The organism is Nocardioides sp. Kera G14, from assembly GCF_020715565.1.
In the GTDB taxonomy this organism is placed as follows: domain Bacteria; phylum Actinomycetota; class Actinomycetes; order Propionibacteriales; family Nocardioidaceae; genus Nocardioides.
On record NZ_CP085839.1, the window covers coordinates 1,063,836 to 1,084,052 of the forward strand.

A 20,217-nucleotide genomic window follows, 5' to 3' on the forward strand; every position below is an offset into this window, starting at 1 on the left:
GAAACCCTCATGGGTGGCACCCTGAACATGATCGGCCTCGGCCTCGCTGCGATCGGCCCCGCCATCGGCGTCGGCCTCATCTTCGCCGCGTACGTCGCCGGCGTCGCTCGTCAGCCGGAGGCCCAGGGCCGTCTGCAGAGCATCGCCATCTTCGGCTTCGTGCTCGCCGAGCAGTTCTTCATCATCTCGCTTGCTCTCGCGTTCGTTCTCAAGCCCTGATCTTCGGGCAGTCTGAGAGATTCCCATGTTGACGACGCTTGTCCTTGCGGCTGCGGAGACGGCGGATGAGCCGAATCCGCTGGTTCCGCACCTCGCAGAGATCATCCTCGGCCTGATCGTCCTCGCGATCGTCGTGTACCTGCTCAAGGTTCTGGTCATCCCGAACTTCGAGAAGGCGTACGCCGAGCGCACCGAGGCGATCGAGGGCGGCCTCGCCGCCGCCGAGACCAAGCAGGCCGCGGCCGACGCCAAGCTCGCCGAGCTGGAGGCGCAGCTTGCTGACGCCCGCCAGGAGGCGGCCCGGATCCGCGAGGAGGCTCGCGCCCAGGGCGCCGAGATCGTCGCTGAGATGCGGGAGCAGGCCCAGGCCGAGGCGACTCGGATCGTCGAGCACGGCAAGACGCAGATCGAGGCCGAGCGCCTTCAGGCAGTCACGTCCCTGCGTGCCGAGGTCGGCACCCTCGCGACCGGCCTGGCCGGCAAGATCGTCGGCGAGAGCCTGGACGACGAGGCTCGCCAGAGCCGGATCGTCGAGCGCTTCCTCGCCGAGCTCGAGTCGAGCGAGGCCTGATGGACGTGCGTGGAGCCTCGGCCGAAGCGCTCGCCGCCCTCACCGACGAGCTCGCCGCTGCGGCGGGTTCGGGTGAGACGGCCGCCTCGGTCGCCACAGGACTCTTCAACGTGTCGCAGACATTGCGCACCGAGCCGGCGCTGCGCCGGTTCGCCGCCGACGCCTCGGTCGCCGCGGAGTCCAAGCACGCCGTGGTGAAGGACGTGTTCGGCGGAAAGATCGCCGACGACGCGCTCACCCTCCTGCTCTCCGCGGTCTCCCGCCGCTGGACGCAGGGGCACGACCTGGTCGACGCGCTCGAGCACCTCAGCGAGATCGCCGTCGTCCGTTCGGCCGACGACGCCGACCGACTGGTCGACGAACTGTTCAGCGTCGAGCAGGCGATCCAGACGACGCCTGAGCTTCGCGACGCGCTCGCCGACCCGGCCCGCAGCACCGCTGACAAGGAGTCGCTCATCGACTCGCTGCTCGGTGCGACGGCCCTTCCGGCGACCGTCACCCTGGTGAAGCAGGCGCTCGCGGGAACCTACCGGACGGTCACGGCCGCGCTCGAGGAGTATCAGAAGGTCGCGACCTCCGTCCGCAACGAGGGAGTCGCCACCGTCCGTGTGGCTGCTCCGCTCAGCCCGGAGCAGGAGACCCGCCTCGCCGCGGCACTGGCCAAGCAGTACGGCCGCGAGATCCACCTCAACACGCTGGTCGACCCCACGGTCATCGGCGGCATCAAGGTCGAGATCGGTGACGATGTCATCGACGGCTCGATCGCGAGCAAGCTCGACGACGCCCAGCGCGCGCTGGCCGGCTGACGCCGGCCATTGTGCACAGCGGGCTGACCCCTAAGACTCAAAGTAACGAGAGAGAAGGCATCGACATGACGGAGCTGTCCATCCGTCCCGACGAGATCCGGGACGCGCTGGCGAAGTACGTCGCCGACTACCAGCCTGAGGCCGCGGCGACCGAAGAGGTCGGCACGGTCGCCCAGACCGCTGACGGCATCGCCCGCGTCTCCGGCCTGCCCTCGGCCATGGCCAACGAGCTCCTCGAGTTCGAGGACGGCACGCTCGGCCTGGCGCTGAACCTCGACACCCGCGAGATCGGTGTCGTCGTCCTCGGTGACTTCGACAAGATCGAGGAGGGCCAGACGGTCCGCCGTACCGGTGAGGTCCTCTCCGTCCCCGTCGGTGACGGCTACCTCGGCCGTGTCGTCGACCCGCTCGGCAACGCGATCGACGGGCTCGGCGACATCGCCACCACCGGCCGTCGCGCCCTCGAGCTCCAGGCGCCCGGTGTCATGGCCCGCAAGTCGGTCCACGAGCCCCTCGCCACCGGCATCAAGGCCATCGACGCGATGACCCCGATCGGCCGTGGCCAGCGCCAGCTGATCATCGGCGACCGCGCCACCGGCAAGACCACGGTCGCGATCGACACGATCATCAACCAGAAGGCCAACTGGGAGTCCGGCGACCCGAAGAAGCAGGTCCGCTGCATCTACGTCGCCATCGGCCAGAAGGGCTCGACCATCGCCTCCGTGCGTGGCGCCCTCGAGGAGTCCGGCGCCCTGGAGTACACGACGATCGTCGCCGCTCCGGCTTCCGACTCCGCCGGCTTCAAGTACCTCGCCCCCTACACCGGCTCGGCCATCGGTCAGCACTGGATGTACGAGGGCAAGCACGTCCTCATCGTCTTCGATGACCTCACGAAGCAGGCCGAGGCCTACCGCTCGGTGTCCCTGCTGCTCCGTCGTCCGCCGGGCCGTGAGGCCTACCCGGGTGACGTCTTCTACCTGCACTCGCGTCTGCTGGAGCGCTGCGCGAAGCTCTCCGACGAGCTCGGCGCCGGTTCCATGACGGGTCTGCCGATCATCGAGACGAAGGCCAACGACGTCTCGGCGTTCATCCCGACCAACGTCATCTCGATCACGGACGGCCAGATCTTCCTGCAGTCCGACCTGTTCGCGGCCAACCAGCGCCCGGCGATCGACGTCGGCATCTCCGTCTCCCGCGTCGGCGGTGCCGCGATGACCAAGGCGCTGAAGGGTGTCACCGGCTCGCTGAAGGTCGACCTCGCGCAGTACCGCGCCATGGAGGCCTTCGCGATGTTCGCGTCCGACCTCGACGCCGCGTCCAAGCAGCAGCTCGCCCGTGGTCAGCGCCTCATGGCCCTGATGAAGCAGCCTGCCTACTCGCCGTACTCGGTCGAGGACATGACTGTCTCGCTGTGGCTCGGCACCTCGGGTCGCCTCGACGCGATCCCGGTCGCGGACGTCCTCAAGTTCGAGCGGGAGTTCCTCGAGTACCTCAAGTCGGGCAGGTCCGGCGTCCTCGCCGGCATCGCCGAGACGCTGAAGTTCGAGGACTCGACCGCGTCCGAGCTCGTTGCCGCGTACGACGCCTTCCTCCCGCAGTTCCAGACCAGCGACGGCCAGGCCATCAAGCCCGGCTCGGAGAAGGCGGAGGCTCTCGAGGACGACGAGGTCGAGCAGGAGCAGATCGTCAAGCAGAAGAAGGCCTGACCCATGGCCGTATCGCTGCGTGAGTACCGCGCGCGGATCAGATCGACGGAGTCGATGAAGAAGATCACGCGCGCCATGGAGCTCATTGCTGCGTCCCGCATCATCAAGGCGCAGCAGCGGGCCAGCGCGGCCGCTCCCTACGCCCGTGAGCTGACCCGCGCGGTGTCCGCCGTGGCGACGTACTCCAACGTCGACCACGCGCTGACCACCGAGCCCGAGAATGCCGACCGCGCTGCGGTCCTCGTGATCACGAGTGACCGTGGCCTGGCCGGCGCCTACTCCTCGAACGTGCTCAAGGAGGCCGAGAGCCTCATCGAGCGCCTCCGTGGCGAGGGCAAGCAGGTCGACCTCTACGTGTCGGGTCGTAAGGCCGAGGCCTACTACCGGTTCCGCAACCGCAAGGTCGTCCGGAGCTGGACGGGTCACTCCGACCAGCCGACCTTCGAGGTCGCCAAGGAGATCGGCGAGACGCTCATCGGCGCCTTCCTGGCCGGTGCGGCCGAGGGCGGCGAGGATGTCTTTCCGGGCGTCGACGAGGTCCACCTCGTCTACACGCGGTTCGTCTCCATGCTGACCCAGAAGCCGACCGCACTGCGTCTGCTCCCGCTCGAGGTCGTGGAGGGCATCGAGCCCCCGGCCGAGGGCGAGGTGCTGCCGCTCTACGAGTTCGAGCCCAACGCCGAGGCCGTCCTGGACGGGCTGCTGCCGCAGTACGTCCAGAGCCGGATCTGGTTCGCGCTGCTCCAGGCTGCCGCCTCGGAGCTGGCCGCGCGCCAGAAGGCGATGAAGTCCGCGACGGACAACGCCAACGAGCTCATCAAGAAGTACACCCGGATCGCCAACCAGGCTCGTCAGGCCGGCATCACCCAGGAAATCAGCGAGATCGTCGGTGGCGTCAACGCCCTCGCCGACGCCAACGCCGCGAACGACTGATACCTACGCAAGGATATTGAGAACATGACTGCAACCGCTGAAGAGCAGGCCACCACGGGTGCTGCGGCCACCGGCCGCATCGTCCGCGTCATCGGTCCGGTCGTCGACGTGGAGTTCCCCGTCGACGCGATGCCGGAGATCAACAACAAGCTCGAGGCCACCGTGACCATCGGTGACGAGACCTCGGTGCTCCCCTTCGAGGTCGCCCAGCACATCGGTGACGGCGTCATCCGCGCCATTTCACTCAAACCCACTGATGGCCTCGTGCGCGGCCAGGCGGTGACCGACACCGGCGACATGATCACCGTCCCGGTCGGCGACGTCACCCTCGGCAAGGTCTTCAACGCCACCGGCGACATGCTCAACCTCGAGCCCGGTGAGACCGTCGAGGTCAACGAGCGCTGGGGCATCCACCGCAAGGCCCCGGCCTTCGACCAGCTCGAGCCGAAGACCCAGATGTTCGAGACCGGCATCAAGGTCATCGACCTGCTGGCGCCGTACGTCACCGGCGGAAAGATCGGCCTCTTCGGTGGTGCCGGTGTCGGCAAGACCGTCCTCATCCAGGAGATGATCGCGCGAGTCGCGAAGAACCACGCGGGCGTCTCGACGTTCGCCGGTGTCGGTGAGCGCACCCGTGAGGGCAACGACCTCATCGTCGAGATGCAGGAGGCCGGCGTCTTCGACAAGGTCGCCCTCGTCTTCGGCCAGATGGACGAGCCGCCGGGCACGCGACTTCGCGTGGCGCTGTCTGCTCTCACCATGGCGGAGTACTTCCGCGACGTGCAGAAGCAGGACGTGCTCCTCTTCATCGACAACATCTTCCGCTTCACGCAGGCCGGTTCCGAGGTCTCCACGCTGCTCGGCCGGATGCCGTCCGCGGTGGGTTACCAGCCCAACCTCGCCGACGAGATGGGCGCGCTCCAGGAGCGCATCACCTCGACGCGGGGTCACTCGATCACCTCGATGCAGGCGATCTACGTGCCGGCCGACGACTACACCGACCCGGCTCCGGCGGCGACGTTCGCCCACCTCGACGCCACCACCGAGCTCTCGCGTGAGATCGCCTCGCTCGGTATCTACCCGGCCGTCGACCCGCTGACGTCGACGTCGCGCATCCTCGACCCGCAGTACGTCGGTCAGGCGCACTACGACGCGGCCATCCGGGTGAAGCAGATCCTGCAGCGCAACAAGGAGCTCCAGGACATCATCGCGATCCTCGGTGTGGACGAGCTCTCCGAAGAGGACAAGACGATCGTGCACCGCGCCCGTCGCATCCAGCGCTTCCTCTCGCAGAACACGTACGTCGCCAAGCAGTTCACCGGCATCGAGGGCTCGACCGTTCCGCTGGTCGACACCATCGAGGCGTTCAACAAGATCTGCGACGGCGAGTACGACCACGTCGCCGAGCAGGCGTTCTTCATGTGTGGCGGTCTCGACGACGTCGAGGCCAACTGGGCCGACATCCAGAAGAACCTCTGATCATGGCGGGAACCATCACCGTCGATCTCGTCGCTGCAGACCGCGTGGTCTGGAGCGGCGAGGCCTCGACGGTCTCCGCCCGCACGGTGGACGGCGACCTCGGTGTCCTGCCGGGTCACGCGCCGCTGCTCTCGCTGCTGGCTCCGTCGGCGGTGGAGATCCACCCGACCGAGGGTGCGGTCGTGAGCGCCGAGGTCGACGGGGGATTCATCTCCGTCGCCCAGGACCACGTCTCCATCCTCGCCGAGCACGTCACGCTCTGAGGGTCCGGGCAGGGGAGGGATGGCGCTCTGGGAGTGGCTGCTTGACGCCGTCGGTGTCCTGCTCCTCCTCGTTGTCGCCTACTTCCTCTGCCTGATGGTCCGCCGTCGCATCATCGCGCGCGACGGTGGCACCTTCGAGCTTGCCTACCGCGTCCGGGCCTCGTCGCCCGGGCGCGGTTGGCTTCTCGGCATCGGCCGCTACTCCGGCGAGACGCTGGAGTGGTTCCGGGTCTTCTCCCTCGCGCCGGCGCCGAAGCGGCGCTGGTCGCGGCTCTCGCTGGCCTACAACTCCAGTCGCCAGCCTGACGGGGACGAGGAGATCGCGCTCTATCCGGGCCACGTCATCGTCGTATGCGACTACCTGGGCGCGGGTGACGGCCAGGTCGAGCTGGCGATGGCGCCGGACTCCCTGATCGGCTTCCAGGCCTGGATCGAGTCGCGCAACCCGGGCACGGATTGGTCGCGTTGACCTCCAGCCCTACCCTCCCGCAGAGCCGCAACGCCGTCTTCGCCGCCTTCGCACTCGCGGGCATCACCTTCGCCTCGCTCGTCTCCCGGCTGCCGGACATCCGTCAGACGCTGCACCTGAGCAACGGCGAGCTCGGCCTGCTGCTGCTCGCCACGTCGACCGGCTGCCTGGTCTCGATGCCGCTGGCCGGTCGGATGATCGAGCGGTTCAGTGCCCCCGGCATCGTCCGGGCGGGTGCGGTCTCCGTCGTCGGCGGGCTCGTGATCGCCGGCTTCGGCGCCACGGTGGCGGGTCGCGAGCTCGTGGCGGCGCTCGGGCTCTTCGTGATGGGTCTCGGCGTCAGCATCTGGGATGTCGCGATGAACGTCGAGGGCGCCGAGGTCGAGCGCCGGCTCGGACGCACGATCATGCCGCGCTTCCACGCGGTCTGGAGCGTCGGGTCGCTCGCGGGCAGCGCGGTGGGCATTCCCATGGCAGCGCTCGGCGTGCCCGTGCTGCTGCACCTCTGCGTCGTGGGCCTGCCGGCCCTCGTGGCCGCCTTCCTCGCCACCGGCTACTTCCTCCCGGTGGACGCGCACAGCCACGACAGCGTCGACTCCTCTGGTGCGCGCAGGTCGCCGTGGACCGAGCCGCGCACGCTCTTCATCGGCGTGATGGTGCTGGCCTTCGCGCTGGCCGAGGGCTCGGCCAACGACTGGCTCAGCCTCGGCGTGATCGACGGCTATCACCAGGAGCACTGGGTCGGCGTCACCGCCTTCTCCGTCTTCGTGGTCTCGATGACGGTCAGCCGTTTCCTCGGTACGACGACCCTCGACCGTTTCGGCCGGGCGCCGGTGCTCTGGGGCTGCTCGGGCCTCGCGGCCGTCGGGATTCTCATCACGGTCTTCGCCGGCCACCTCGCCCTCGCGTTCGTCGGCATCGTGATCTGGGGGCTCGGCGCCTCACTCGGCTTCCCGGTCGGGATGAGTGCCGCCGCCGACGATCCGATCGGTGCCGCCAAGCGGGTCAGCGTCGTCTCGACGATCGGCTACGGCGCTTTCCTGATCGGCCCGCCGCTGCTCGGCTGGATCGGGGACCACACCGGCACGCTGCGCTCACTCCTCGTGGTCGCGGCGCTGATGGTGCCGGCGGCCCTGACAGTCTTCGCCGCCCGCGAGCGCTCCTAGCTCAGCGCTCAGCGCTCCCCTCTGAGTTGTTGGTCGGCTCACGCTGACCCGCTCGCTGCGCTCGCTCTCAGCGCTCCCCTCTGAGTTGTTGGTCGGCTCACGCTGACCCGCTCGCTGCGCTCGCTCTCAGCGCTCCCCTCTGAGTTGTTGGTCGGCTCACGCTGACCCGCTCGCTGCGCTCGCTCTCAGCGCTCCCCTCCAGGCACCCAGAGCACATCCCCGTTCTCCCGGTTCTCGAACCGCGCGAGGATGAAGAGCAGGTCGCTGAGGCGGTTGAGGTACGTGATCGCGAGCAGGTTCATCGTGTCCGAGTGCTTCTCCCACGCGGCCCACGCGGAGCGCTCGGCACGCCGGGCGGTGGTGCGCGCGACATGTAGGTGGGCGGAGGCCAGGGTGCCGCCGTTGAGGATGAAGCTGCGCAGGTTCGGCAGCTGGTCGTTGAACTCGTCGCACCAGGACTCCAGCTGGTCGACGTACGACTGCTCGACGCGGAGCTGCGGGTACTCAGGGTTCTCGACGACGGGGGTGGCGAAGTCAGCGCCGACGTCGAAGAGGTCGTTCTGGATGCGGGTCAGGATCGTGGCGAGGGCCGGATCGAGCTCTGCCCCGGCAAGCACGACGCCGATGTGGGCGTTGGTCTCGTCCACATCGGCGTACGCGGCAAGTCTCAGATCGGTCTTGGTCGTCTCGCTCATGTCTCCGAGTCGCGTGGAGCCGGCATCTCCGGTGCGGGTGTAGATCCGCGTGAGGTTGACCATGGCTCAGAGACTAGGCCACTCGGCTGGGTCACGAGGCGTCCGAGCTGGAGGCGTCGTACGACGATCAGCTCACGGAGCTGGCGCCGCCGCTGGATGCGTGGCGTGGGAGCGACGAGTGTCATGCGGCCCTCCTCAGGGTCTGGAACCGAGTGCTTCGGACGAGGGCTGTGGCCGCCCCGGCGATGAGGGGAAGCACCACCGGAGGGAACGACATCGTGCGCCATGGACCATTGCTTACCCGCTGCCGGTCGTTCCATGCCTCGCTGCTCATGCCGCCCGCCCGGGAGCCTGGACGCGGGTGCGGTGGACGGCGGCCGTCGTGGCGCCGGCGAGCAGCGGGAGACCGACCAGCAGCACGCCCAGCAGTGGCCAAGGCACGACGAGGATCCAGCCGTCGGACCCCACGGACGTGAGCAGGTAGGCCGCCGCCATGCCGGGGGTGAAGCCGACCGCGATCCCGAGCACCGCGCCGACGAAGGCGATCACGGCCGCATGGGCGCCCGCCGCGATGCGACGGGTCCGTGGCCGCGCACCGACCGCGCTGAGCGTCGCCATGTCCAGTCGTGCGTCGTCCAGGGCGAGGCCCGTCGCGGAGAAGGTGCCCAGGAGAACGGTGAACGCCCCCAGGACCGTCAGGAGCAGCAGCACCAGCCAGTACGTCGACCGGTGCCGCGTCGTGACGGAGAGGTTCCATTCGCCCTGGTCGACGGTCGCCACCGCTCCGCGCACGGCGTCCTCCCCCCGAGACCCGAGCGCGTCGGCGGAACGGTCGGCGATGGCCGTGATCCACGGCTCAACGTCGTCGGTGTCCACCAGGCGAAGCTTGGCGGCCGTGGCGGGGGAGACGACGAGGCCCGCGAGAGTCGGCTGCACCGCGCCCTCGGGCAGCCGGCCGCGGAGTCGGAGGTCCGTGGCGACGGCCGGCACCTCGACCGGCGTGGGCTCGGTGTCGCCCGTGGTCGTGGACCAGTCCCGGACAGCGACAGCACCGCTCTCGTGGGCGCTGGAGTCCACCAGGCCCTTGCCCGAATCCAGTGCCGTGCGCGCGGCATCGTCGAGGGTGATCCCCCATCCGGCCAGCGTCGCGGAGTCGGCGATGGCGACGCTCGTGGGGGCCGACCACGACGACCAGTCGTCGGGTGCCACCTCGGGCGGTTCGACCTGCCAGTTCGCCAGCGTGTCGAGAGGCGTGAGGGTGATCCCCGTGCGCTCCTTGACCGCCGAGACGATAGCTGGCATCGCGTCGGCCTCCGCCGAGAGCGTCACCGTCCCCAGCGGGTAGGCGTACTGCCAGTCCCTGTCGGTCTGCTTGGCGTCGCTGCTGGAGCCGAGGCCGAGCGCGACCACAGCCGACACCGAGGCCATGACGGCCGCGATCGCCGGGGCGCTGCGGGTCCGGTGGCGGTCGGCGTCCCGGAGCGCGAGCCGGAGGGGGAGCGGCAGGCGCGGTGCGAGCTTCGCGATGGTCGCGATGAGCCACGGGGTCATGAGTACGGCACCGCACACGGAGACGATCGCCCACCACGCATTCGTGAAGTCCCCTCCGGCGTGCCCGAGGTTCCAGAGACTCCCGACCGTTCCGAGGGCCAGGACGAGGAGGCCGGCCAGCGGCCAGCCGAGCCACACCCTCGGCGTCGGCTGGCGTCCCGCCAGCGCGGTGACGACGTCTGCCTTCGAGGCGTGCCACGCGGGAAGGGCGACGGCCATCACCGCCGACAGCGTTCCGAGGAGGATCGCGGGCACGACGGCGACCCAGCCGATGTCGAACGGGCCGAGCCATGTGCCCCACCCCACCTCGTAGACGCGCAGGCTCAGCCACATGAACGGGACGGAGAGCAGCGCGCCCAGGACGGAGGCACCCAGGCCCAGGATCACGGCCTGGGAGAGGATGGCCCGGCGGATGTCTCGTGGGGAGCCGCCGGCGACGGCGACGAGGGCGAGGGTGCGTCGCTGACGGCGTACGCCGACGGCGAAGGCGGGCCCGGCCAGCAGTGTGATCTCGATGAGCAGGCAGACCACGAGGAGCGCGATCAGCTGGGTGTCCTCGCTGCTCATGCTGGACGACTCCGCGCTCAGCACCTGGGCCCGGGTGGTGACCTCGAATCCGGCCTTCTCCAACGCGGACCGGTCGAACGGCCTCCCGGCGCGGCCCACGAGGAACGTCGAGGTGTCCGCCCCCTGCGCTGTGGCGTTGGGCGGGAGGATCACGCCGTCGCTGGTGACGTCCCCGCCCGCCTGCAGGAGATGGACGATGCCGACGACGGTGACCCGCTCGTCACCGAGCGTGGCGTGTGCGCCGATCCCCAGGCCGCGGCGCGCGAGGTCCGGGGTGACACCGACCTCGCCCCGCCGCGTCGGCGTGCGTCCGTCGGTCAGGTCGGAGAGGCCGGCCGCCAAGGGTGAGCTCCAGTCGGTGCCGAGAATGCTGACGCCGCGGCCGGTGGCGTCATAGGCCAACCATCCGCGGCTGCGGGTGACCTCGACGACCGGCTGGTCGGTGGCTCCCCGGAGCTTCGCCGCGGCTTCGCCCACGCTGGACGCGGGCTGGTCCGGTGCATCGACCCACCGTGCCTCGACCGCGGCCATGCCCATCTGGGCCGGCAGCGCCTCTCGCGCGTCGACCGACGAGGTCTCCAACAGCGTCGCGGCGCTGACACTGACCAGGATCGGCAGCCCGATGAGCAGGAGGACCAGGAGGGAGCGCCAGGGGTGGACGAGGATCTCGCGGCGGCCGAGCCGCAGTGCGGGACTCATACCCGGCTTCCCTCGGTGCTGTCGACGATCCGGCCGTCGCGCAGGAAGACGATCCGGTCGGCCCAGGCGGCGTGGCGCGAGTCGTGCGTGACGAGGACGCCGGCGGCGCCGGCGTCGATCCGCTCGCGCAGTACCTTGAGCACCTCTTCGCCGGTCCGCGAGTCGAGGGCGCCGGTCGGCTCGTCGGCCAGCAGCAGCCGCCGCGGACCGGCGAGCGCGCGGGCGATGGCGACGCGCTGCCGCTGGCCGCCGGAGAGCTGGTCGGGGAAGCGGCGCTCGGAGTCGGGGAGTCCCACATCGGCGAGGGCGTCGCGTCCGATCCTGTCCGCCTCACGGGAGGCGACCCCGTCGAGCTCCAGGGGGAGGGTGACGTTCTCCAGCGCGGTGAGCGTGGGGATGAGGTTGAGCTCCTGGAAGACGTAGCCGACCGACGTCCGTCGGGTGCGCGCCAGCTCGGTCGCCGTGGCACCTCGCAGCGAACGGCCCTCGATCCGGACGTCGCCGGCGTCGAAGGGCTCCAGGCCGCCCGCGATCTGGAGGAGCGTCGACTTGCCGGCGCCCGAGGGGCCCATGATCGCGACCAGCTCGCCCGCGGCGACGTCGAGCGAGATGTCGTCGAGGGCCACCACGGTGGAGTCGCCGTCCCGATAGGAGCGCGAGACGTGCTGGAGGGAGAGGATCACGGTCATCGGGCAGACTCCTTGTTCATGGCCAGTCGGCCCTCGATGTGGTCGAGCCAGCGCACCAGCGCCTCGGCGTCGAAGATTCGCCGCTCAAGCACGAGCTCAGCAGCCAGCGTCGAGTCGTTCCCGGCACGCTTGGCGCGGGTCAGCTCCTGCAGGTGCGCCATGGCCGCCGCGCGCTGCCGCTGCACGAGATCCCGGACGTCGACCCCCGGCACCGTGACGGCGAGGGCGAGCTTGATGGTCAGCTCGTCGCGGGGGTCGGGCGTGGTCGGCAGCGCGGTGTCCCACCATTGGGCAACCTCGGCCTGTCCCGCGTCGGTCAGGGAGTAGGGGATCGTCTTGGGGTCACCCGCGCCGTCCACGCCGTGCCTGACCAGGCCGTCGCGCTCGAGGCGTTGCAGGGTCGAGTAGACCTGCCCGATGTTGAGCGGCCACGTGTCCCCGGTTCGCGACTCGAACTCGGTGCGGAGCTGGGCGCCGTACATCGGCTGCTCCGAGAGGAGGGCCAGCAGCCCGTTACGCACGCTCACATACTCAGTATGCATACTGAGTATGTACGGTGCAACCAAGGTTAGTCTCCGGGCGCGTCGGTCCGGCCGCGATCGTCGGCGCCCTCCCCGTGGCCCGGCAGACTGGGAAGCGATGAGAACTCTCTTCGACTGGCGCACCGCGACGGTGACCATGGCCGCCGTGCTGGCCTCGTGGCTGTCGGCGTGGGCCATCGCGAACGCCGCCGGGCTGCGCAGCGACGTGATCATCCTCGGCACGGTGGTCGCGGCGACCTCGGCGCGGGTCAACGCGCGCACCCGCACGACGCCGCGAGGACGGGCGATCCGGCTGGCCACGATCGCCGTGGTCGCTGTCGTGGCGACCGAGGTCGGTCACCTGTTCCTCGACCATCCGTGGTGGGCCGGTGTCGCCCTGACCGCCGCGCTCGCGTTGACCATCTGGATGCGACGGTTCGGCTCGGTCGCCCGCACGCTCGGCTCCTTCATCAGCCTGCCGTTCATCACCGTCCTCGTCGCGCCGGTCATGCCCATGTCCGGCCATGCCCACACGCTCTGGCCGGCAGCGATCGCCGCCGTCGCGCTCGCTTGGGTGACGCTGGTCCAGTGGGTCGCCGACCGTGTGGGCTTCGCGCCGCTTCCGCCCGCCGTTCCCGTGACGGGCCCGGCGCCGCGTCCGGCGACGGGGTTGCGCCCGTCGACCAAGCTCGCGATCCAGATGGGCGTCGCCGTCGGTGTCGCGGTCGTTCTCGGCCGGTGGTGGTTCCCCGAGCACTGGGTCTGGGCCGTCCTGTCGGCGTACGTCGTCGGCGCGGGCAACCGCGGGCGGGGCGATGTCCTGCTCAAGGGTGTCCAGCGTCTCGGCGGGGCTCTCGTCGGGACGGTGGTCGCGACAGGGATCACCGAGGTGGTCGGGCCGGGGGAGCGCTGGGCGATCGGACTGCTCTTCGTGGTGCTGGCCTTCTCGCTGGCCTTCCGCGAGCGCGGTTATCCGATCTGGGCCGCCGGCGTCACCGCGATGACCGCCCTCCTGCACGGCTATTACGGCCAGGGCGGCATCGATCTGCTCGGCGAGCGCATCGTGGAGATCGTGCTCGGCTCCGCGGTCGCGGTGGCCGCCGCGTGGTTCGTGCTGCCGATCCGCACCCGTGATGTCTGGCGTCGCCGACACGGGGACGCGCGGCTCGCCGCAGCGGCCTGGCGCGACACGTTGCACGACCCGCAGGCGACCGACGCTGACGTCACCGAGGCTCGTCGCACTTTCGAGCGTGCCCTGACCGAGGTCGGCCTCGTCGAGCCCACCTGGCGCTCGCACCACAGGTGGGTCCATCGGGGGCGGCCGTTGCCCGACGGGATGGAGCATCCCGTCGAGCAGATCGCCGCGCTCCACGCCGTACACGCACGCCTCCTGGCCGCCTCCCAGCGGCGGCTGGAACGTCACAACCCCTAGGGGTTACCGGTCGGTAACAAGCCGCGTTAAGGTGGCCCCTATGGCTGAGAAGGATCGTCCCTGGGTGATGCGTACGTACGCCGGCCACTCGACGGCTGAGGCGTCCAACGCGTTGTATCGCACCAACCTCGCGAAGGGTCAGACCGGTCTCTCGGTCGCCTTCGACCTGCCCACCCAGACGGGCTACGACCCCGACAGCCCGCTGTCGAAGGGCGAGGTCGGCAAGGTCGGCGTGCCGGTGCAGCACCTCGGCGAGATGCGGAAGCTCTTCGACCAGATCCCGCTCACCGAGATGAACACCTCGATGACGATCAACGCCACCGCCATGTGGCTGCTGGCGATGTACCAGGTCGTTGCGGAGGAGCAGAACCCCGACCTCGACCCCGAAGAGGTCGCCGGGAAGCTTGCAGGCACGACCCAGAACGACATCATCAAGGAGTACCTCTCCCGCGGGACCTACGTCTTCCCGCCGGAGCACTCGCTGCGCCTGATCAGCGACATGATCGCCTACACGGTCAACCACATCCCGAAGTGGAACCCGATCAACATCTGCAGCTACCACCTGCAGGAGGCCGGCGCGACGCCGGTTCAGGAGATCGCCTACGCGATGTGCACCGCGATCGCCGTCCTGGACGCCGTCAAGGCGTCGGGCCAGGTGTCCGACGCGGACTTCGAGAAGACCGTCGGCCGGATCTCCTTCTTCGTCAACGCCGGTGTCCGCTTCGTCGAGGAGATGTGCAAGATGCGCGCCTTCGTCGAGCTCTGGGACGAGATCACCCGTGAGCGCTACGGCGTCCAGGACGAGAAGATGCGCCGCTTCCGCTACGGCGTCCAGGTGAACAGCCTCGGCCTGACCGAGCCGCAGCCGGAGAACAACGTCCAGCGGATCGTGCTCGAGATGCTCGCCGTCACGCTCTCCAAGAAGGCCCGCGCCCGGGCGGTCCAACTGCCCGCGTGGAACGAGGCCCTCGGTCTCCCGCGACCGTGGGACCAGCAGTGGTCGCTGCGCCTACAGCAGGTGCTCGCCTTCGAGTCGGACCTGCTGGAGTACGGCGACATCTTCGACGGTTCGACCGTCGTCGAGGCGAAGGTGCAGGAGCTGATCGAGGGCGCGAAGGCCGAGATCGACCGCGTCCAGGCTATGGGTGGCGCGATCGCCGCTGTCGACTCGGGCTACATGAAGTCCGAGCTCGTCTCCTCCCACGCCCAGCGCCGCGCCCGGATCGAGTCGGGTGAGGAGATCGTCGTCGGCATCAACAAGTTCACGACGACCGAGCCGTCGCCACTGACCGCCAACCTCGACGAGGCCATCATGACGGCCGACCCGCGCGCCGAGCAGGCTGCGATCGACTCGCTCAACGCCTGGAAGGACCAGCGCAACCAGGCCGAGGTCGACGAGGCCCTCGCGGCGCTGGCCGCGGCCGCCAAGACGGACGAGAACCTCATGCCCTTCACCCTCGCTGCTGCCCGTGCGGGCGCCACGACGGGGGAGTGGGCCGGCACCCTGCGTGAGGTCTTCGGGGAGTTCCGCGCTCCGACCGGTGTCTCCGGCGCGGTCGGCGTCGCCGAGGCGGGCGAGGACCTGACGAAGGTTCGGGAGCGGGTCAGGGCGACCGGCGAGGAGCTGGGCGGTCGCCTGCGGGTGCTCGTCGGCAAGCCCGGACTCGACGGCCACTCGAACGGGGCGGAGCAGGTCGCCGTACGGGCGCGCGATGCCGGTTTCGAGGTGATCTACCAAGGGATTCGACTGACTCCGGAGCAGATCGTCTCCGCTGCCGTCGCGGAGGACGTCCACCTGGTCGGCCTCTCGATCCTGTCCGGCTCCCACATGGAGCTGGTGCCGGACGTCCTGGATCAGATGAAGGCCGCCGGCATCGACGACATCCCCGTCATCGTCGGCGGGATCATCCCCGAGTCCGACGCGGCCAAGCTCAAGGAGCTCGGCGTCGCGGCGGTCTACACGCCCAAGGACTTCGGCCTCACCGAGATCATGGACGGCTTCGTCGACGTGATCCGACAGGCGAACAACCTCGCCTGAGGCAGGTAAGGCTGTGCTAACTTCCTCTCATGGGGAAGAAGGCCAAGCTCCCGAAGACGGAGTGCTGCGTGTCCAAGAGCAAGTGCGGGCGCTGCCCGCTGCGCATGCTCAAGGACGGCGACCTTCCCAAGGGCCTGACGGTGAAGCGGCGCAAGCTCGTCAACGCCAAGGACGGCTCGCCGGTCACCAAGAAGCAGCTCAAGAAGGTCGCGTAGGGTCCTCCTCGTGGTCGCCGAACGCTTCGTCCAGCAGCTCAACGTCCAGATCGCGAACGAGCTCTTCTCGCACAACCAGTACCTCGCCTGTGCCGTCTACTACGACGCGCTGACGATGCCGCAGATGGCCGCGTTCTTCTACGCGCAGGCCGCCGAGGAACGCGACCATGCGCTGATGATGGTGCAGTACCTCATCGACACCGACTCTCCCGTCGAGATCGGTGCGCTTCCGGCCGTCGTCTCGACGTTCAACGACGTCGTCGAGCCGGTCGCGCTGGCGCTGGACGCGGAGAAGAGGGTCACCGCCGAGATCAATGACCTCTACCGGATCGCGCGCGAGGAGATCGACTTCGCCTCCGAGCAGTTCATGGGTTGGTTCATCAAGGAGCAGGTCGAGGAGGTCGCGACCATGTCCGACCTGCTCGCCGTCGTCACCCGCAACCAGGGCGATGTCGAGCAGATCGAGGAGTACGTCGCCCGCGAGGCCGGCGATGAGGGCACCGACCCCACCGCGCCGAAGATCGCCGGCGCCTGAGGCGGTAATGCGGATTGGCGGCACCGGGTGTCTTAACCTAGGCGGCCGCCCGCCGATCCTCCGGGCGAACATTCGTCTGTCCCGGAGCCCGTCATCACCGTTTCAAGCCCCTGGCGCTGCCTGCGCCGTCGCGACTTCGCGCTCTGGTCGACCGCCCACCTCGTCTCCGGCATCGGGACGTGGATGCAGCTGGTCGCCCAGAGCCTGCTCGTCCTCCATCTCACCGGCTCGCCCTCGCTGACCGGTCTGACGCTGTCGCTCCAGGCGGCGCCGGGCCTGCTCCTCGGCGTCGTGGGCGGTGCCCTGGTCGACCGCCTTCCCCGCCGCGCGACCGTGGCGGCGAGTCACGCCCTGCTGGCGGCGGTCGCCCTGGTCACCGCCGTCCTGGCAGCCTCCGACCACCTCTCGGTTCCGGTGCTGCTCGGCCTCGCGTTCCTCACCGGTGCGATCGCCACGGTCGACGGTCCGGCCACCGCGCTGCTCGGCTGCGAGCTGGTGCCTGAGCGCGATGTCCCGAGTGCGATCGCGCTCGGCTCGGTCTCCGTCTCCGCCGGTCGCGTCATCGGTACGTCGGCCGCGGCCGTCGTGATCGCCGTTCTCGGCATTCCCGCGGCGTACGCGTTCAACGGGCTCTCGTTCCTCGCCGTGGTCGCCGTCGTCCCGTTCGTGCGCAGCTGCCGCGACGTGCCCACCTCGCTGAGCCGCAGTCGAGGCACCGGTCTGCGGGAGGGCTTCACCTGGCTCTGGCGCTCGCCGGCCCTGCTCGGCCTGCTGGTGATCGGCGGCCTCACGTCCGTGCTCGGCCGCAACTACACGCTCAGCTTCGCGACGCTCGTGACCGGGCCGTTCCGCGGCGACGCAGCGGACTTCGGCCTGGTCTCGACCGTCCTGGCTGTCGGTGCGGTCGCCGGTGCCGTGGCAGCTGGCCGGTTGCGCGAGGCGGGTACCGGCCAGGTCGCAAGCCTCGCGCTCGTCGGCGCTCTCCTGCAGGTCATCGCCGCCATGGCCGTGGGCCTCCCGATGCTGGTGGCGATCGCCCTCCCGCTCGCGCTCGTCGAGGCGATGCAGGACACCATCGCCGGCACCGTACTTCAGACCGGGCCACCCGCCCACCTGCGGGGTCGGGTGCTCGGTGCCTGGCAGACGGCGGCTGCCGGATGGACGTTGGTCGGGCCGCCGCTCTTCGGGTGGATGCTCGGCAGCCTCGGCCCGCGGAACGGACTGGCGCTCGGGGGTGCCGTGATCGCCGTCGTCGTGCTCAGCCTGCGGATCGCGGCGCGCAGTCGCGCCCGGCGCCGCGAGTTCGTCCGCGTCGCCTAGCCCGAGTCAGCCGTTCTATGGGAGCGGTCGGAGCGGCACTGTGGTGACGACGGCCTGGGTGTTGAGCGGGCCATAGATGTGCGGGTAGGTGTCGTCGCCGACGGGATCCTCCCGCCACGGCGACGTGAGCAGATCGGTGTCGATGACCAACAGCACCAGGGGAGTGGTGACACCGCGGTAGTAGCGCTCGCGCACCGCCTCCCACTGGTCCCCTCGTGACGCGTGCAGGAAGCCTTCGTCCTCGAGGGTCCGCCCGATGGTCGACGTCGTGTAGACGCCCGACGCCTGGGCAGCGGCCCAGTCGGCGACGGTCGCGATGTGGAAGACCTGCATCAGAAGAGGCGCTCCTCGGCGTTGTCGAGGCCACGGAGCGCGTCGTAGTCGACGAGCGCGCACGCGATGCCGCGGTCCTCAGCGAGGACGCGGGCCTGGGGCTTGATCTCCTGGGCGGCGAAGATGCCTCGGACCGGGCCCTTACCGGTGAGGAGGGGATCGCGGTTGAGCAGCTCGAGGTAGCGGGTGAGCTGTTCGACGCCGTCGATCTCGCCGCGGCGCTTGATCTCGACCGCGACGGAGACACCGGCCGCGTCGCGGCACATCAGGTCGACCGGGCCGATGGCGGTCATGAATTCGCGACGTACGAGCGTCAGGCCCTCGGCCAGAGTGGACGGGTGCTCGGCGAGGAGCTCCTGCAGGTGCTTCTCGACACCATCCTTCTGCAACCCGGGATCGACGCCGAGCTCGTGGGAGGTGTCGTGGTGGACCTCGTGGATCAGGATCCGGAGCTGGTCCGGGATCGCGCCCTTGGGCGCCTTGGCCGAGACGGTCCACTCGATGTCACCGTCCTCGCTCAGGCCCTCGCGGAAGCTGCAGGGCGGGGACATCCAGTTGAGCGGCTTGTAGGAGCCGCCGTCGGAGTGGATCAGCACCGACCCGTCGGCCTTGAGCATGAGCACCCGGGTCGCCTTCGGGAGGTGGGCGGTCAGCCGCCCGGCGTAGTCCACCTGGCAGGTCGCCACCACAAGTCGCACGGCGCGCAAGCCTATGACAGAGCGCACGGAAGTTGTCTCGTTCCAATGTTACTCACCGGTAGCCAAGGGCGGTTCCGCCTGCCAGAATCGAGCCTCATGAGCGCTGAGACTCCTGAGCAGATCTTCGAGACCCTCGTCTACCCCTACCTCAACCACGCGGTGCGCATGTTCGAGGTCGGCTACGCGACCGCCACGGACATCGACCACGGCATGCGCTTCGGCTGCGGCTACCCGAAGGGCCCGCTGACCGTCCTCGACGAGATCGGCCCCGCCGTCGTGCTGGACGCGCTCGCCAAGCGCTTCACCGAGACGGGCGATCACCTGCACCAGCCCGCCGACCTGCTCGTCAAGATCGCCGGCGAGGGTGGCTCCTTCACTCAGGGCTCCGCCGAGGGTGAGGCCGCTCCTGAGCTCAAGCACGAGATCAGCAAGGTCGGCGTTGTCGGCACCGGGACGATGGCCAGCGGCATCGCACAGGTCTTCGCCCAGGCCGGCTACGACGTCGTCGTCGTCGGACGCTCCGAGGAGAAGCTGGCCGGCGTGACGGCGTACGTCGGCAAGAACCTCGATCGCGCGATCGCCAAGGGGAAGTCGACCGAGGACGACAAGGCCGCGGTCCTCGGCCGCCTGACCGGCGCGACCAGTCGCGAGGACCTCGCCGACGTCGACCTCGTGGTCGAGGCCATCGCCGAGGACCTCGACATCAAGCTCGAGCTCTTCCGCGACCTCGACCGCATCGCCAAGCAGGGCGCGATCCTTGCGACCACCACCTCCAGCCTCCCGATCACCCAGCTCGGCGCAGCGACCAGCCGCCCCGCCGATGTCATCGGCATGCACTTCTTCAACCCGGCGCCGGTCATGAAGCTTGTCGAGATCGTCACCACCGACGCCACCAGCGCCCAGGTCAACGAAACGGTCAAGGCGCTGACCGCCAAGGTCGGCAAGGTCGGCGTCTCCTGCTCCGACCGTGCTGGCTTCATCGTCAACGCGCTGCTCTTCCCCTATCTCAACGACGCGATCAAGCTGAGCGAGGACGGCGTGGAGCTCGGCACGATCGACGCGGCGATCAAGGAGACCGCCGGTTTCCCGATGGGCCCGTTCGAGCTCCTCGACGTGGTCGGCAACGACGTCTCGCTGGCGATCCAGGAGGAGCTCCTCGCGGAGTTCAAGGAGCCCGGCCTCGAGCCGGCCGCCACGCTCAAGGAGAAGGTCGCCGCCGGCGAGCTGGGTCGCAAGACCAAGAAGGGCTTCCACGACTACAGCTGACCCGCAGCTGAGTATGGCGCTGATCACAGCCGGGTAATTCCCGCAC

Annotated in this window: 21 protein-coding genes; 15 read left to right on the forward strand and 6 right to left on the reverse strand. The window is 69.4% G+C overall.

Going from position 1 to position 20,217, the window contains the following annotated elements:
• Positions 1-9 precede the first annotated feature (9 nt).
• From LH076_RS05345 to LH076_RS05385, 9 genes are all read left to right on the forward strand, one after another.
• On the forward strand, positions 10-219 hold the full coding sequence (locus tag LH076_RS05345; protein ID WP_227782961.1) for an ATP synthase F0 subunit C: 210 nt from the start codon (positions 10-12) through the stop codon (positions 217-219).
• 25 nt (positions 220-244) lie between these two features.
• On the forward strand, positions 245-790 hold the full coding sequence (locus tag LH076_RS05350) for a F0F1 ATP synthase subunit B (RefSeq protein ID WP_227782962.1): 546 nt from the start codon (positions 245-247) through the stop codon (positions 788-790).
• Positions 790-1,596 carry a F0F1 ATP synthase subunit delta gene (locus LH076_RS05355; protein WP_227782963.1) on the forward strand — a complete coding sequence of 269 codons (807 nt, stop codon included), beginning with the start codon at positions 790-792 and terminating at the stop codon, positions 1,594-1,596. The genes LH076_RS05350 and LH076_RS05355 overlap by 1 nt, the downstream gene beginning before the upstream one ends.
• Positions 1,597-1,661: 65 nt before the next feature.
• Positions 1,662-3,302 carry a F0F1 ATP synthase subunit alpha gene (gene atpA / locus LH076_RS05360; protein WP_227782964.1) on the forward strand — a complete coding sequence of 547 codons (1,641 nt, stop codon included), beginning with the start codon at positions 1,662-1,664 and terminating at the stop codon, positions 3,300-3,302.
• A 3-nt stretch (positions 3,303-3,305) separates the two neighbouring features.
• Positions 3,306-4,235, forward strand: coding sequence for a F0F1 ATP synthase subunit gamma (locus LH076_RS05365; RefSeq protein ID WP_227782965.1), 930 nt, complete (start codon positions 3,306-3,308; stop codon positions 4,233-4,235).
• Positions 4,236-4,259: 24 nt separating this feature from the next.
• Positions 4,260-5,714: a F0F1 ATP synthase subunit beta gene (atpD, locus tag LH076_RS05370; protein ID WP_227782966.1), complete on the forward strand. Its 1,455-nt coding sequence runs from the start codon at positions 4,260-4,262 to the stop codon at positions 5,712-5,714.
• 2 nt (positions 5,715-5,716) lie between these two features.
• Complete coding sequence (locus tag LH076_RS05375) at positions 5,717-5,977, forward strand: F0F1 ATP synthase subunit epsilon (protein WP_227782967.1); 261 nt, start codon at positions 5,717-5,719, stop codon at positions 5,975-5,977.
• A gap of 19 nt (positions 5,978-5,996) precedes the next feature.
• On the forward strand, positions 5,997-6,446 hold the full coding sequence (locus LH076_RS05380) for a DUF2550 domain-containing protein (RefSeq protein WP_227782968.1): 450 nt from the start codon (positions 5,997-5,999) through the stop codon (positions 6,444-6,446).
• Positions 6,443-7,612, forward strand: a complete 1,170-nt coding sequence (locus LH076_RS05385; protein ID WP_227782969.1) for an MFS transporter — start codon at positions 6,443-6,445, stop codon at positions 7,610-7,612. The genes LH076_RS05380 and LH076_RS05385 overlap by 4 nt, the downstream gene beginning before the upstream one ends.
• 185 nt (positions 7,613-7,797) lie before the next feature.
• On the opposite strand, the gene LH076_RS05390 is transcribed toward LH076_RS05385, so the two are convergent.
• From LH076_RS05390 to LH076_RS05405, 4 genes are all read right to left on the reverse strand, one after another.
• Positions 7,798-8,370 (reverse strand): cob(I)yrinic acid a,c-diamide adenosyltransferase, encoded by a 573-nt coding sequence (locus LH076_RS05390; RefSeq protein WP_227782970.1) that lies wholly within the window; start codon positions 8,368-8,370, stop codon positions 7,798-7,800.
• Between the two features lie 267 nt (positions 8,371-8,637).
• A complete protein-coding gene (locus LH076_RS05395) occupies positions 8,638-11,124 on the reverse strand; it encodes an ABC transporter permease (protein WP_227782971.1) in 2,487 nt (828 codons plus the stop codon).
• Entirely contained in the window at positions 11,121-11,813 is a 693-nt protein-coding gene (locus tag LH076_RS05400; RefSeq protein ID WP_227782972.1) for an ABC transporter ATP-binding protein, read from the reverse strand. Before LH076_RS05400 ends, LH076_RS05395 begins: the two co-directional genes overlap by 4 nt.
• On the reverse strand, positions 11,810-12,340 hold the full coding sequence (locus LH076_RS05405) for a PadR family transcriptional regulator (RefSeq protein ID WP_227782973.1): 531 nt from the start codon (positions 12,338-12,340) through the stop codon (positions 11,810-11,812). The genes LH076_RS05400 and LH076_RS05405 overlap by 4 nt, the downstream gene beginning before the upstream one ends.
• 112 nt (positions 12,341-12,452) lie before the next feature.
• Between LH076_RS05405 and LH076_RS05410 the strand changes: the two genes are divergently transcribed.
• The 5 genes from LH076_RS05410 (at position 12,453) to LH076_RS05430 (ending at position 17,874) form a co-directional block, all read left to right on the forward strand.
• Positions 12,453-13,766, forward strand: a complete 1,314-nt coding sequence (locus LH076_RS05410) for an FUSC family protein (protein ID WP_227782974.1) — start codon at positions 12,453-12,455, stop codon at positions 13,764-13,766.
• 40 nt (positions 13,767-13,806) lie between these two features.
• A complete protein-coding gene (locus LH076_RS05415; protein WP_227782975.1) occupies positions 13,807-15,804 on the forward strand; it encodes a protein meaA in 1,998 nt (665 codons plus the stop codon).
• Between the two features lie 29 nt (positions 15,805-15,833).
• On the forward strand, positions 15,834-16,019 hold the full coding sequence (locus LH076_RS05420; RefSeq protein ID WP_227782976.1) for a hypothetical protein: 186 nt from the start codon (positions 15,834-15,836) through the stop codon (positions 16,017-16,019).
• 10 nt (positions 16,020-16,029) lie between these two features.
• Positions 16,030-16,554, forward strand: coding sequence for a ferritin (locus LH076_RS05425; RefSeq protein WP_227782977.1), 525 nt, complete (start codon positions 16,030-16,032; stop codon positions 16,552-16,554).
• A 93-nt stretch (positions 16,555-16,647) separates the two neighbouring features.
• Positions 16,648-17,874 carry an MFS transporter gene (locus LH076_RS05430; protein ID WP_227783581.1) on the forward strand — a complete coding sequence of 409 codons (1,227 nt, stop codon included), beginning with the start codon at positions 16,648-16,650 and terminating at the stop codon, positions 17,872-17,874.
• Between the two features lie 15 nt (positions 17,875-17,889).
• Here the strand turns inward: LH076_RS05430 and LH076_RS05435 are convergent, their stop codons facing one another.
• Together LH076_RS05435 and nucS are read right to left on the reverse strand one after the other, a co-directional pair.
• Positions 17,890-18,207, reverse strand: coding sequence for a DUF952 domain-containing protein (locus tag LH076_RS05435; RefSeq protein ID WP_227782978.1), 318 nt, complete (start codon positions 18,205-18,207; stop codon positions 17,890-17,892).
• Positions 18,207-18,905 (reverse strand): endonuclease NucS, encoded by a 699-nt coding sequence (nucS, locus tag LH076_RS05440; RefSeq protein ID WP_227782979.1) that lies wholly within the window; start codon positions 18,903-18,905, stop codon positions 18,207-18,209. Before nucS ends, LH076_RS05435 begins: the two co-directional genes overlap by 1 nt.
• A gap of 96 nt (positions 18,906-19,001) precedes the next feature.
• On the opposite strand from nucS, the gene LH076_RS05445 reads away from it, so the two are divergent.
• A complete protein-coding gene (locus tag LH076_RS05445; protein WP_227782980.1) occupies positions 19,002-20,171 on the forward strand; it encodes a 3-hydroxyacyl-CoA dehydrogenase family protein in 1,170 nt (389 codons plus the stop codon).
• Positions 20,172-20,217 lie beyond the last annotated feature (46 nt).